Raw genomic sequence first — 14,685 nt, 5'->3', positions numbered from 1 at the left:
AAAATATGAAAACGCTCCAAAATAAGCTAACTTTAATATAAATTATTAAAACTAAGTGTTTTTATGCGTATAACTATTTATCTCATCATCATAAGCCTCTTTTATACGGCCTCTTTTTCCTTTAGTACCTACGCTGAAAATATTAAAACACTGACTATTTATCACGATTCTGACTACTCTAATCATAACGAATCCGCCTATGCAATGAAAATGGGAGCACTTACAGCACTCGCCGAAATTAATAATAATGTACAAGGTTACCAAATAAATTTTATTGAAAAAGATAATAGAGGAAACTCTAATCGCAGCTTGCTGCATATGCAGCAGTTTTTAAAAGATTCAAACGCGTTAGTTTTTTTGGGGGGTCTACACTCTCCTCCCTATATTAAAAATAGAGATTTTATAAATAAAAATAAACTATTACTTTTAGTTCCTTGGGCTGCTGGTGGGCCAATTACCCGCTACCCTGACGAGAAAAACTGGGTATTTAGACTCTCTGTAGACGATACAAAAGCAGGCCATAGAATGGCCCAATTTGCAACGCAGACTCTTGGTTGTCAAAAACCCCAACTGTTATTAGAAAATACCCCTTGGGGTAAGTCTAACAATATTGCGATGAGCAAAGCATTGGGGAATATTAAAACTAAAGTAAATTGGTTTAATTGGAACATAAAAGCGAATAGTGCAAAAATAATTCTACGTGAAATCATAAGCGACCAAGCCGATTGTATTTTGTTTGTGGGTAACGCACTTGAAGGAGCTGAAATAATTAACGCTATGGCAAGTTTTGTAGAGAATAAGCGAGTACCTATAATTAGTCACTGGGGGATCACTGGGGGGGATTTTTTCACAAATGTTGAGCACGCAATAAAATCAAACCTCAGCCTGCATTTCATACAAAGCTGTTTTTCTTTTTTAACTAAACCCCAAACAAAGCTTACCAAAAACGTGGTAAATCAAGCGCTATCGCTTTCCCCCCCTTCTATAGCACCAGAAAAGCTGGATTCTCCGGCTGGGTTTATCCATGCATATGATCTTACTAAAATCCTATTACAAGCCATTTCGCAAACAACATTAACCGACGATATACAAAAAAACAGGGCGAATATTAGGCTCGCATTAGAGAATTTAAATCAACCAATCGATGGATTAATTAAACAATATAAGCAGCCTTTTACTCAGTGGTCTAATGATGATGCAGATGCACATGAAGCACTTGGGTTAGGTGATTTATGCATGGCAAATTATAAACCTGATGGGAGTATTCATATATTAAATAATTTAGAAGGCAGTCCAGAATAATGCCAAACTCACTGAGTAATAAATTTAAACTGACAACAAACAATGCATTTTATACTTTTTTAGCATTGAGTTTAATACTTTCAGTAACAATAAGCCTTTTACTTGTTGGGAGCAGAGCTAATGATGCTATTTATGATTTACAGAGTAAAAGTATAGAAATTGAATCAGAGTTAACCACTAGTTACTTAATGCTTTTTATAGAAACCCGAGAACAGATCCTCAAAGATATTGCTCGCCAGCCAATTTTGTCAAATGCAATCATGGGCTCAGAAACATCTAAAGCTGCGCTATTAGATTACCTTGATGAATATAAAATTTTAGGAAAAACCGAAAAGCTTGTTATTACAAATATTCTCCAAGAAGTTGTGTATAGCAGTGACTCATCATTAGCTGAGGTAATTGCGACAGAACCTACTTGGCTAAATAGTATAATTAACAATCAAATAGAAAGCGCTGTTATTTTACGGTCATCACAATCGCAATATTTTTTTACCATTGCAGTACCTATAAAATATAACAACCTCAGTGAAGGGGTGCTAACAGTAAAATTTAGCACACCGCTTAGGGAGTTATTACCTGCAAAATTTGTATTAAATAATCACAACATCATACTCAGTGGCCCTTGGGTCTCTTTTTCAAATTTAGATGAAACACAGCAGTATATTTCAATCAGTAAAAAACCGGTTGGTTCCACAGGCATTGAGTTAAATTATTTAATAAAAAACAGCTTGTTAGCTGAAAAAGTAACCGCCTTTATGCTAGATATAGCAGTAGCTCTTATTTTAAGCCTACTCCTTTCATCTGTTGTGTTATTAATTTTTGGTAGGCATTTACTATTAAACCCATTTAAGCAGCTTGAGATTTCAAAAAAAGCGATCAAATTAAGTGAAGCTCGTTATAAGTTAGCAGTTGAAGGCAGCAATGATGGTATTTGGGATTGGGATATCCTCTCTAATACAATATATTTTTCCCCACGGATTAGAGTATTACTTGGATACAATGAAAACGATATAGAGTTTTTACCTAATACAATTGAAACATTTAATAACCTAATTCATATTGATGATATAGATGAAAACCAAAAACAATTAAAAGCGCATTTAACGCAAAATAAACCATATAATATTGAATACCGCTTAAAGAATAAATCAGGTGTATACCGTCACTTTAGAGCGAAAGGCATGGCATTACGAGACAGCAATAATATTGCTATCAGAATGGCGGGCTCAATTACTGACATCACTGAACAAAAAAAATCACAAGAGGCATTAAAAAAAGCCAAAGAACAAAATGATTTATTAGCCCATGCTATAGAGTCTTGTAATGTAGGAATATCGATCGCAGATGCTAAAGTTCCTGGTCTACCTTTAGTATTTTTAAATAGCGAGTTTGAAAAAATAACCGGTTACAAAAAAGAAGATATGATCGGTAAAAATTGCCGTGTTTTACAAGGCCCCAACACAGATAAAAAATCAATATCGGTCATTAAAAACGCAATAAAATCATTAGAAACTCAGCGTGTAGAAATAGTAAACTACAAAAAGGATGGCACCGCATTTTGGAATAGTTTACAAATCTCCCCTGTTTTTGACGAGCACTCTAAACTCACCGCCTTTGTAGGAATTCAGCAAGATATCACTAAACGGATTGCTGCCAATCATTCATTAATTGAAGCAAAAGCATTAGCAGAACAAGCCAATATAGCAAAAAGTGAGTTTTTAGCCTCAATGAGTCATGAAATACGTACGCCTATGAATGGAGTACTCGGTATGCTTAACTTTATTTTAGATAGCTCTTTAAACGAAAAGCAGCAATATCAAACACGTATTGCACTTAACAGTGCAAACTCTTTACTCAATATAATTAATGATATTTTAGATTTTTCAAAAGTAGATGCAGGTAAGCTTGAGCTAGAAGAGTTAGAGTTTAACTTGCATGCCATGCTAGGAGATTTTTTAGAAACAGTCGCAGCTCAAGCATATAGTAAAGGTATTGAACTTATTTTAGATATTACAGATATCAAATACCCTTTCGTTATTGGAGATTCTGGACGACTCAGACAAATATTAACAAATCTTGTTAATAACGCCCTTAAATTTACCCATGTAGGGGAAGTGCAAATTATTGCTAAATTAATTCCCACTAATGGGAATGAAATACGCTTTAACTGCCAAGTGAAGGATACCGGAATAGGCATTCCAGTAGAGCAACAAGCCAAGTTATTTAAATCATTTTCACAAGTAGATTCTTCAACAACACGGAAATACGGCGGGACAGGATTAGGGTTAGCCATCGTTAAAAAACTCTGCAATTTGATGCAAGGTGAAGTAGAGGTAAAGTCGGACGAAAATAAAGGGAGTAACTTTATTTTTGATATCACTTTAAAGAAAGGTAAAAAAACAGAAAAAGTAATGCCTCCTATAGATATTACTGGAATTAACATACAAATAGCGTGCAGTAACAAAAGCCAAGCTAACGTACTTCAAAAGCAGCTTACACAATGGGGAGCAATCGTAACAATAAGCTCATCAGCAAAAATTGCGCTAAATACTTACGAGCAATTTTATACCCAACATGCTCATCCTTTCGACATTGTAATTATTGATACAAAACTTAGCGACAGTAACGGATTAACACTCGGTAAAACGATTAATGATCTAAATCTTCTCAGTACAGCAAACCTTGTATTGATGACCACAATAGATCAGTTTGAAACTAATGAACACTATAAACAAAATGGTTTTACTGCTTACTTTCCAAAACCGATGACAACTAAAGATATTTTTAACCTTCTTACAAAATGCTTACCCGAGAGAAACACTTTACATAGTGAAAATACCCAAACTTGTACCATAACCGAAAAACCACTTGGGCCGAATGATATTGTATGGCGTGAAGATATACGTATTTTATTAGCTGAAGATAATCAAATTAATCAGATTGTCGCCGCAACAACATTGAAAAAGATGGGAATTAGTGTTGTAGATATTGCGACCAATGGTAAAGAGGTACTTGATTACTTAGATCAAAAAAATACTATTGAGCCATACTCTCTTATTTTAATGGATTGCCAGATGCCTGTTATGGACGGATATCAGGCAACAACTTTAATTAGAAATAATGAAGCAAGAGATAAAGCAAACGCCATTACAATCATAGCAATGACAGCGAATGCTATGACCGGTGATAAAACTAAATGTTTAGATTCCGGAATGGATGACTATATATCAAAACCAATTGCCCAAGATATTTTATTTGAAAAGCTTTTAAAGTGGCTTCCTCACTCTGTAAAATAGACATTCAACCACATTTTCTTACATATATTTAGTTGTTCTAAAATTAGTCGTTGGTACTATAAATTAATCTTGAGCAATACTATATTGCTCGTTAATTTAAAGGATTAACGAATGAATAAAATAATAATAACGCTATGTGCCTTGTATCAGCACAAAAACTAGCAATACAAACAACACAAGCACTAATTACAACCGACTCCGCAACTGTATTTGCATATAACAAGACCCTAAAGCAGCTTGAGAGCATCAATTTACTAAGCGCAAAAAGCATTCAACTTACCCTACCCAATAATGCGATTGGTTTTGATGTAGCAACACTTGCCAATGCCGATACCAAACAAGCACTAATTTTAGCAAACGACGGGGTTTATAAAACCAATAGCGATAAAACAACATTATTGTTTACTTATGAATCAGTGCTTAATACATTAAAAGTAGATGAGTTTGAGAAAATTGATTTTGTTTTTGATGCCAATAACGATGGCTTAAGTGATATTTTTATCCCTAATTTAACAAGCAGCACCTTATATGTTCAAAACAAAGACGGCAGCTTTTCAGGAAAAGGGCTTTCTCTAGAAGTTAACATTAACAATAAACCCGTCGTTATTGATTTTAACCACGACGGCTTAAACGACCTAGTATTTTCAAACGACTTTGGAGCAGATGTACTCCTTGCTAATTCAGAGGGCTTTGAGCAAAAGCTTACCTCAATTGACTTTGACATCGAGTTAGGCGAACTAAGTAATGGTGAAACTCGCAAAATAAAGCAAATTATTGATATTAATAACGACGGATTTCTAGATTTTACAACCAGGCAGTTTAAGCCTACGCAAGGTATGGATTCGTTAGATATAAAAATAGCACATACTTTATACCTAGGGAGCGCTAAAGGTTTTACTAGTACGCCCATTACCTTATTTGAAACACAGGGCCCTAGTGAGTTATTACTCAAAACTGATTTTAATAATGATGGCTTAATTGATTTACAAAAAATGGATTTAGATATTGGCTTAGGTACTATCGCGTCTATGGCATTGGGCGGTGGCAGTACTGATGTAGATGTAGAAATGAATCTTTATAAACAGCAACCCGACGGCTCATTTGCCAATAAATCGAGTATCGAACTTGATTTAGAAATGGAAGTGGGAATGAACGGCAATGATTCCAAACCAGCGCTCTATTTAGGCGATATTAACGGCGACAGCTATATTGACGCGGTATACAAATACAGTAAAAAAACACTGTATATTTATTACGGAGAGCAAGATTCACTGCTAAATAAAAAACGTAAGAAATTAAAATTAACGCTGCCTAAAAATAACAAAGATATTCTGTTAGTTGATATAAACCAAGATGGTAAAAAAGATTTTGTATTTAAATTTACCGAAGAAGATGGCACCAGCAAAATAGAAACACGGTTAAATTAAACCAATAAAAACGCCCAACTGAATTAACCGTTGGGCTTTTTGACTTAAACCTGCGAGTAACAGTCAGCTTTACTCTAAGTAATAACACTTAAGCAGTTACGTTTAGCAGTGAATCACCTTCACTTAAACCAAATTTCTCTTGCACTGATGCAAGGATTAATTCTTTATCTTCATCTGACAACTGATTTGAATACTCAGTTAATAGCTCATCTAAATAGCTGACTACTTCATCTGTATCGACTGATTCTAATGAGTTTTGCGGCGGTGGCGGACGCTGGCCTTCTGCCCGTCCTGCATCACCAATACTTTTAGCATCAAATTCAAGTTCGCCCATTAAATCAGCAAGCTCTTTAGTGGGTGCAATACCTTGCTCTTTAAACGCCGCTTGAATACTTTGCGCATCGTCGCTAGTTAAGTTTTCTGCATCAAACTGTGCAAGCGTTTCTTTAATAAAATCGCTTTGCTCTGTTGTTAGCTTTGCTGTTTGGCTGCTTTGTTGCGACATCAAACTGGCAGAACTGCTGTTAATACTATTAATCATTTTAGTACCCTTTCAACGTTCACGACGAGGTGGTTTATGATCGCTAAGCTCTTGTTCACTAATTTCGCCATTACCATCGGCATCTATAGAATCAAAAATTGTTTGTGCATCGCCGTGCGGTGGTTTTTTAGCACTAAACTCTTCAAAGCTAATTACACCATCGCCATCAGTATCAATAGTTGAAAAATCAGGTCTTTCAGGAGGATTGTCACCCCCTCGTGCAGCTACATTAGCTGAAAAAGCAATAGATAATATTGCCACAGTGGCAAGTGTTGAAAAATGCTTCATAGTAATAACCTCGTATTTAAGAATTAAATTAAGATTACGCTTTAAAAACGCAAACAATGTGCAAACAATAGGGAAGTAGTAAATTATTTTGATAAAAAAATTAATTTAAAAAGTTATGGTTGATTGCATTGCAATCAATATATAAGCTAATAAAATAATACGATTAATAACTGACGAGCAGTTGCGTTACTGCCCTTAATTCTCAAAGCTGATATACTGCTTGAGCCAATTAAACAAACAAATACAGAGCACTTTCATAAATAATGATTAATAACCAACCCTACTTAGCAGGCAATCTGTGAAAATACCTAAACGCCTACAACCTCTTGTTGATGATGGCCTTATTGACGAAGTTATAAGCCGACTAATGAGCGGCAAAGAAGCCGATGTATTTATTGTGCGTTGTGGTGAACACATACGCTGTGCAAAAGTGTATAAAGATGCCGTTAAACGTAGCTTTAAAAAAGCGGCACAATACCAAGAAGGCCGAAAAGTACGTGGTGGACGCCAAGCCCGTGCTATGGGCAAACGCTCTAGCTATGGCCGTCAATTAGAAGAAGAGATTTGGCAAAATGCCGAAGTGGATGCGCTATCTCGTTTAGCCGGTGTGGGTGTACGTGTACCTGATACTTACTTTTGTATTGATGGCGTGCTGCTTATGGAGCTCGTGTCGGACGAGGATGGTAACGTAGCTCCTCAACTAGGACATGTCGTTTTTAGTGAAGAGCAAGCGATTGAGCAGTATAAACTCATGATACATTACATTAAGCTTATGCTTTGCGCAGGTATAATACACGGTGATTTATCTGAATTTAATGTACTTGTAGATAATAACGGCCCTGTAATTATAGATTTACCGCAAGCAGTTAACGCTTCAGCAAATAACAGTGCACAAGCTATGTTTGCACGCGATGTAAATAACATACGCCGCTACTATGGTGAATTTGCGCCAAGCATACTAAAAACTCAATACGCTAAAGAAATGTGGGCACTATTTGAAGAGGCCAATTTAACGCCTAATTCAACGCTTACAGGTGAGTTTGAAGACAGCGACGAACTTGCAGATGTAGATTCTATTCTTGATGAAATCCAAGCGGCAGAATATGAAGAGTTTGACCGTTTAGAGCGAATTAAAAATGCTGACGATGATGAGTAGATCATCATCATAGCTCACTAATCCCCCCCTTACTGCGGGTGCACAAATCGGTAGCCAACCCCATAAACAGACTGAATAACACTTTCAGTTTGTGTCACTTCATCTAGTTTTTTACGCAACTTTTTAATATGGCTATCAATAGTACGGTGGCTCACAATACGCTGATCGGCGTACATAGTGTCCATTAAACTATCGCGCGAATAAATACGATTTGGGTTGTTAAACAAAGGTTTAAATAGCTGAAATTCAAAGTTCGTTAGCTCTATGCTGCTTGATTTGTATTTTACGTTGTAGGTGCTCTCATCAAGCTTCATTGTTGACTCTGTAACATCACTTGCGTTATTTAATCGCCTTAATATAGCTTTTACGCGTGCCACCAGCTCAGCATAACTAAACGGCTTACAGATATAGTCATCAGCACCTAACTCTAGTCCAAGTAATCTATCTATTTCTTCGACTCTTGCCGATACCATAATAATAGGCACGTTTGAAAAGCGCCTGATTGCTTTACACAATTCAATGCCACTTTGGCCTGGTAACATTATGTCGAGTAAGATTACACTCGGGCTGTTAATTTCAAGCCAAGGTAATACTTCATTCCCGTGATGTATTTGATGAGTGATAAAGTGGTGGCTGCTTAAAAAGTCACTCATTAAGTTAGCTAGCTTTACTTCATCTTCCACAATCAGTATTTGTTCACTCATAGGCATCTCTGTAAGTAACCTCAACTTTATTTTTATAAACTAAATAGTTGGCAATCTAATAATAATAGCAAGGCCGCCTAAGCTGGCTTTTTCTGCAGCTATTTCACCATTATGGCCTTTAACTATATGCTGGCAAATAGATAAGCCTAAACCAGAACCCCCCTCTTGGCGATTACGCGAACTATCTACTCGATATAAATACTCAAACAAATGCGATAAATGCGACTGCTCTACACCTACGCCATTATCTTCAATTATAAGCTCTAAGTAGGTTTGCCCTTTAATACTTATATTGCTAGCCGTTAATGAAATAGTTGAGCATTGTGCATAGTGTACTGCGTTCATTAAAATATTATCGAGTAGCTGCAAAAGGCGTGTTTTATCTGCTTGTACAGTTATGTGTTTAGCGCTATTTAGTAAATGAATTTTTATATTATGTTGTTCAAGCACAACCTGATATTTTTGCTCAATAGTATTTAATAATAACGCCATGTCAGTAGGTTGCATAGTGTAATGCATACCCCCTAACTCTGCGCTATTGAGCATATGCAAGTCGTCTATTAAGCGTTTTAAATGCAAAGCTTCATCGTTAGCCGAACTTATATTTTTTGCGTTCGGTTCTCGTATACCAAGTAGCATAGCTTCAAGTTCACCGAGTAAAATGCTCATTGGCGTCCTAAGCTCATGAGAAATATTAGCAAGCCATCGCTTACGTACTTGCTCATCTTTAGCGAGTGTAAATGCAAGGATATTAAAATCTTCGCTTAATTGGCCTAATTCGTCTTTTCGCTCAAGCGTAAGTTTGGTCTCGTAATTACCTTGCGTTAAGCGATGCATACCGTTAGCAATTTGCTTTACTGGGCTTACTAAGTGGCGAGACAATAAAAAGGTAACCAGTAATGTAAGCACTACCGCAGCTAAAGCAATAAACCATAGGTAGTTAGTTTGTTGCTGTAAAAAATCAAGTTCATAACCATCCACCAAGCTATCTCTTTTAGAAACAGCTAAGTAACCCACTACTTTATCGCCCACTGTAATTGGGGTTGTTATATATTTTAAACCGCTGAGATACTTACCCACTACTCGCTGTTTATTTTCATCAAGTAAAGCGTAGTGAGCAATATTGTCCGGTGGTGGGCGACGATCCATCCCTAAACGAACATGATCGGGTGGCGGGTGTCGCATCACCCCTCCCCTGGAACCCGGACCTTTTGGTGGTCTAGGTAAAAACTGGCTATTTTCTAGCTGCGATTCAACAAGCTTTCTAAAATTTTCGCCATCGCCAACAACGCGTTGCCATGAGGGGGTTTGTTCGTATTGCTTTGCAAGTTGTACAACAAGTGGCTCTAGCGCTTTTATCTCTTTTGCATTAACAAAATCAATTACGCCTTGACCTATACTCCATTGTATAAGTATCACCAGCCCTGCAATAACACTAAAAGTAAAACTAAATAGTATTAAAAAAAGTTTATTATGAATTTTCATTAATGCGTGTTTTCAACCTTGCTAGGAAAGCTTTCAAATCGGTATGTTATAAACTCTTTGCTTTGGTCGTTAACATACAACGTAGCAATTATTTTTTTGCCTTGAACGGTCCAATACATATGACCATGATTATTTAAAGTAACCGATACGGTATTTATACCATTTTTAAATAAGTTAGCAGGTAAATGCAATGCATGTCCGTAAATTCGCTGTATTTTAACCCCATTTATATATAAATGAGCATGACCTTGTAAAAAGCCCGTGTCATCGTTTGTAGTAACGCTCATCATTTGCTGCATGTTCATCGTGCCCTCTGGCGGCACAGACAAATCATAGCGCTGCGTATCTAAAATTAAGTTATAACCCGACATACTATCTTTTAATAACTTAAGGCTTAATGCCGGGACTGGCATATCATTTGGCACTGCTATGGGCATATGGCTATGATCCATCATTTCCTGCTGCGCAAAGAGCTTAAAGCTCAATAGCGCAGCAGTAGTTAGGATCAATGCGTATTTAAAATAACGCATAGTTACTCCTTACATTCCCGGTGGTGGACCCATTGTTTCGCCCGAATCACAGCGACCAATTGAATTATCGGCTAATTGACCTTTAAAACGAGGCCCTATTTGATAAGGAAAAGAAGGCTGTAATTTACCATCGCTGTCTAACATTAGTGTTATATGGTAGTGATAACCCTTGCCATCGTTAGTATCGTGGCCGTTATGCTCATCTAATTGAGCACCGGTTACTGTTTTTTGTGCGTAGTAATAATCTTCAAAGTAGTAACCATCGTCGGCATTTAATGTATTACCAGAGAGCGTCGTTACTTCTGCGCCAATAGCAGGACCTGCATCACTTGTTTGTGTGCCTTGGCTAACATCGTATTGATCAACTAAGGTACAGCTTCGTTCGCCCTCAGTACCACAACCACCCTCACTTTCTGATGCGCCATAATCACGCATTTCCCAGCCGCTTAATGCAAGTTGTCCGTTACTTTCATAAGGACCATAAAGCGGATAGCCATCAGCTGCAAACCCATAAATAGGTGAATGTGCATCGCCATCATCTTCAAGTAAATCAGCTAAGCAACTCGTATAAAAGTGATGATGATATTCCCCGTTAGCAGCATGTCCGCCACACACATCAACATCGTACTGCTCAGCAATGGGCGCTAATGTATACCAAATATTATTACCGTAGCTCATACCATCGCCCCAGTTAAATATACTGGTGCCATTAACCATTAAGCCAACTGTACCTAAACCTGTTTCGCAGGTTTCAGTGCCTGATAAGTCGGTCGGTGTTATCGGAAAATACGCCTCAACCGCTTGTTCTGTCGGGCAGCCTGGTCCTGGTGGCCAATAACCTGCACCGCCCGTGTCATCACAATTTTCAGTGCTGCTGTTATAGCCAATATCTTCACCAAAGGAAATAGTTTGACCTACTGCTGCTGAGGTTACACCGTTATAAAAATCAGTAGCTGCACGCGGGCGATTATTTAACGCGTCTACTTGGTCTTGTGTAAGTGTTACATCATATCTAGGAATGTCAGTTGTTTGCACGTACATGTATTCAACGTCAGCATCTTCCTCTGTAACAGTAACAACCTCAACTGATTGAACATCTTCAACCACTGCGCCATTGTTTTGTATATAAGTAGAGGTTGTATCATTATTAATTAACCAGCTGGTAAGTTTTGCACTATTATCAATAGTGCCAGTATCTGAGTCTGATGAAGCAATAACATTAACTATAACGGTATCTACAACGACATCGTTTGTACCGTCATCTGCACTGATTTCAAATACAAGTGCTTCATCGGTTAATACCTCAGGTGCAACAAACTCAGTAGACGTTACGGTACTTGAAGATAAACTAACGGTAGTGCCTGATGTTTGTGACCAACTAACAGATACTTCGCCGTCATCTTCAACCGTTGAACTTAAATAAACGGTATCACCCGCATTAACAGTTTGGTCAATACCGGCATCAACCGTTGGAGCACTATTACTGACTGTTTCGCCGTCTGTTGTAGTACTTGTAGAATCGCTGTTACATGCGCTTAAAGCGATGCAAAGCGCGCTTAATGCAAATAATTTAGTTACATTAGCGGCTTTTGTTTTAAAAAGTGTTTTCAATGTTTGAACCTTTACTTTAACGTTTAATAAAGCAAAGTTAACAAGTAAAAGTGCAAACAATGTGCATAAACAAAGGAAGAACCTACATAAAATTACAACTGTGGTCTTTTAAGCAAAAACTTATCTTTGGTTGTAGTAAAGTAATCGCCGCCCATTTTACCCACTGCATTTAATAATTCAGGATCAATATAGCCACAACTCATTACTTCATCGTCTATACAAATACCCACTACATCCAACAACATCATTTGTCCGCCGCCAGGCTCGCTTGAAATAGTAATAACTTCGCGTAACTTACATTCAAACCGTACTTTTGAATCGGCAACGCTTGGCGCATTAACTAACTTACTTGGAGCTTGGGCGATGTTTGCTGCATCAAATTCGCTTATATCACTAGGATAATTTGCACAACTTTGATTCATTTTTTCAACTAGCTCTTGGCTGACAATATTAACCACACATTCTTTAGTTGCCATTAGATTATTGAGCGTATCTTTATTCGTTTTATCACTAGGGTTTACTTGCGTAACACTTAAAACAGGTGGCTTGCAGCTAGCCACAGTAAAAAATGAATAAGGCGCAATATTCGCAATACCTTCACTATTTAATGTACTTATCCATGCGATAGGCCGTGGGCTTATACCGCCGACTAAGTAAGAGTAAACATTTTGGTTGGTATTTTCGGTGAGATCTAAAAACATACATTTCCTTTTAATACATTAAAACTAAATCTTAATTCAAGGTAGTTACGTATAACTTTGGCTAACTCAATTAAATAACAAGTTAATTTTTATTTCTATTTAAAGCAATAAACCAATTATATGAAAATAAACATCGTGTGGTTTAAACGTGATTTACGTCTTAGCGATCATCAACCATTAAAAAATGCATTTAGTAATGGCTTACCGACCCTATTACTTTATAACTTTGAGCCATTGCTGCTCGAAGATGCCCACTACAATGAGCGGCATTGGCGCTTTGTGTATCAATCAATAGTTGAGTTAAATAATCAGCTAGCGCGTTTTAACGCCTGTGTTTATATCTTTAATTTAAATATGAGCGATTTACTTGAGTCGTTAAAGACGCAGTTTGAAATAGTAAATATATTTAGCTATCAAGAAATAGGCTTAAACAATACCTTTGAGCGCGATAAAGCTATTAAAACTTGGTGCCAGCGTAACCACATTAATTGGCAAGAGTCGCAAACAGGCGCAGTGATTCGCGGCAAAAAAAATCGTAATAATTGGAACGAACGCTGGCAGCAAACAATGCAAGCACCTATTGCTGTTCCTAATTGGAAGAGCATAAAAACAATTACCCTTAATAACTATCAAGCGCCTGAGCTACCAAGCGCTTACACGCAAGATCACGACAGCTTTCAACAAGGTGGCCCGCTGCATGCACGAACTGTAATGCAGAGCTTTTTTGCCGAGCGCGGTAAAGGTTATCAAAAAGGAATATCAAGCCCAAGTTTAAGCCAAACACATTGCTCTCGGCTTTCCCCGTATTTAGCGTGGGGGAACATTAGCCTCAGGCAAGTGTATCAAATGGCAATTGATGAATATCATTCAAAACACCCTGATAAAAGAGGCTGGAAGCGGCCGCTTGCTGCGTTTGTATCCCGTTTGCATTGGCACTGCCACTTTATGCAAAAGTTTGAAAGCGAGTGCTCCATGGAATTTTTAGCCCTTAATCCGGGTTATCATGTATTTCCGTATCGCGATGATGAACATGTTAAAAATGATATTGAACGCTGGGCACAAGGTCAAACAGGTGTTCCAATTATTGACGCTTGCATGCGCTGCTTAAAAGCCACCGGCTATATAAACTTTAGAATGCGCGCCATGCTTGTAAGCTTTGTAACGCATCATTTAAATATAAGCTGGCAGCAAGCAAGCTTTCCTCTCGCTAATTACTTTTTAGATTTTGAACCCGGAATTCACTATCCGCAAATTCAAATGCAAGCCTCGGTAACAGGTATTAATACCATTAGGCACTACAACCCAATTAAACAATCGGAGGATCAAGACCCAACAGGTTCATTTATTAAAAAGTGGTGCCCCGAGCTTGAAAAACTCCCTATTGAATATTTACATCAGCCTTGGGAGCAAACTCCGATGGAAGCGCTATTTAACGATTTTAAACTAGGGGAGGATTACCCTGAACCCATGCTTGATTTAACCACTGCTTCAAAAGAAGCACGCGAACGCTTATGGCAATACCGTGAGCGAGCCGATGTTAAACGCGCCATAGGGAAAATTCTTAGAAGGCACGTAGCAATTACACCAAAAACAAGCCAAGCAAAAAATAAAAACAACACTAAAACTAACAGTAAGGCTAAGTAA

The 14,685-nt window shown here is 37.5% G+C and carries 12 protein-coding genes; 5 read left to right on the top strand and 7 right to left on the bottom strand.

What is annotated here, in order from left to right; all coding sequences use genetic code 11:
- The first annotated feature begins 63 nt into the window (after positions 1 to 63).
- The 3 genes from NRL14_RS00840 (at position 64) to NRL14_RS00830 (ending at position 6,025) form a co-directional block, all read left to right on the top strand.
- The gene (locus NRL14_RS00840; protein WP_149606631.1) at positions 64 to 1,302 is read left to right on the top strand and encodes an ABC transporter substrate-binding protein; all 1,239 of its coding nucleotides are present in this window, start codon (positions 64 to 66) and stop codon (positions 1,300 to 1,302) included.
- Positions 1,302 to 4,598, top strand: coding sequence for a PAS domain S-box protein (locus NRL14_RS00835; protein WP_306723761.1), 3,297 nt, complete (start codon positions 1,302 to 1,304; stop codon positions 4,596 to 4,598). The genes NRL14_RS00840 and NRL14_RS00835 overlap by 1 nt, the downstream gene beginning before the upstream one ends.
- A 134-nt stretch (positions 4,599 to 4,732) precedes the next feature.
- Entirely contained in the window at positions 4,733 to 6,025 is a 1,293-nt protein-coding gene (locus NRL14_RS00830; protein WP_306723760.1) for a VCBS repeat-containing protein, read from the top strand.
- 88 nt (positions 6,026 to 6,113) lie between these two features.
- Here the strand turns inward: NRL14_RS00830 and NRL14_RS00825 are convergent, their stop codons facing one another.
- Positions 6,114 to 6,566, bottom strand: a complete 453-nt coding sequence (locus NRL14_RS00825) for a hypothetical protein (protein WP_306723759.1) — start codon at positions 6,564 to 6,566, stop codon at positions 6,114 to 6,116.
- A 12-nt stretch (positions 6,567 to 6,578) separates the two neighbouring features.
- Positions 6,579 to 6,854, bottom strand: coding sequence for an EF-hand domain-containing protein (locus NRL14_RS00820; RefSeq protein ID WP_007376870.1), 276 nt, complete (start codon positions 6,852 to 6,854; stop codon positions 6,579 to 6,581).
- Between the two features lie 298 nt (positions 6,855 to 7,152).
- Here NRL14_RS00820 and NRL14_RS00815 point away from each other — a divergent pair, with 298 nt between their 5' ends.
- Entirely contained in the window at positions 7,153 to 8,010 is an 858-nt protein-coding gene (locus NRL14_RS00815) for a PA4780 family RIO1-like protein kinase (protein WP_002958167.1), read from the top strand.
- A gap of 29 nt (positions 8,011 to 8,039) precedes the next feature.
- Here NRL14_RS00815 and NRL14_RS00810 read toward each other — a convergent pair whose 3' ends face one another.
- Genes NRL14_RS00810 through NRL14_RS00790 form a run of 5 tightly spaced genes read right to left on the bottom strand, consistent with a single transcriptional unit; the run spans position 8,040 to position 13,041 of the window.
- A complete protein-coding gene (locus NRL14_RS00810) occupies positions 8,040 to 8,714 on the bottom strand; it encodes a response regulator (protein WP_033023590.1) in 675 nt (224 codons plus the stop codon).
- Positions 8,715 to 8,753: 39 nt separating this feature from the next.
- Positions 8,754 to 10,199 carry an ATP-binding protein gene (locus NRL14_RS00805; RefSeq protein ID WP_306723758.1) on the bottom strand — a complete coding sequence of 482 codons (1,446 nt, stop codon included), beginning with the start codon at positions 10,197 to 10,199 and terminating at the stop codon, positions 8,754 to 8,756.
- Positions 10,199 to 10,729, bottom strand: a complete 531-nt coding sequence (locus NRL14_RS00800) for a hypothetical protein (protein ID WP_306723756.1) — start codon at positions 10,727 to 10,729, stop codon at positions 10,199 to 10,201. Before NRL14_RS00800 ends, NRL14_RS00805 begins: the two co-directional genes overlap by 1 nt.
- A 9-nt stretch (positions 10,730 to 10,738) precedes the next feature.
- Positions 10,739 to 12,400, bottom strand: coding sequence for a YHYH protein (locus NRL14_RS00795; protein ID WP_306723755.1), 1,662 nt, complete (start codon positions 12,398 to 12,400; stop codon positions 10,739 to 10,741).
- Between the two features lie 32 nt (positions 12,401 to 12,432).
- Entirely contained in the window at positions 12,433 to 13,041 is a 609-nt protein-coding gene (locus tag NRL14_RS00790; RefSeq protein ID WP_306723754.1) for a flavin reductase family protein, read from the bottom strand.
- Between the two features lie 120 nt (positions 13,042 to 13,161).
- Between NRL14_RS00790 and NRL14_RS00785 the strand changes: the two genes are divergently transcribed.
- On the top strand, positions 13,162 to 14,685 hold the full coding sequence (locus NRL14_RS00785; protein ID WP_306723753.1) for a cryptochrome/deoxyribodipyrimidine photo-lyase family protein: 1,524 nt from the start codon (positions 13,162 to 13,164) through the stop codon (positions 14,683 to 14,685).

The organism is Pseudoalteromonas sp. 20-92, assembly GCF_030847595.1.
Classification (GTDB): Bacteria; Pseudomonadota; Gammaproteobacteria; order Enterobacterales; family Alteromonadaceae; genus Pseudoalteromonas; species Pseudoalteromonas fuliginea.
The sequence above is the reverse complement of the archived record's forward strand: the minus strand, read 5'-3'. Positions and strand labels throughout refer to the sequence as shown.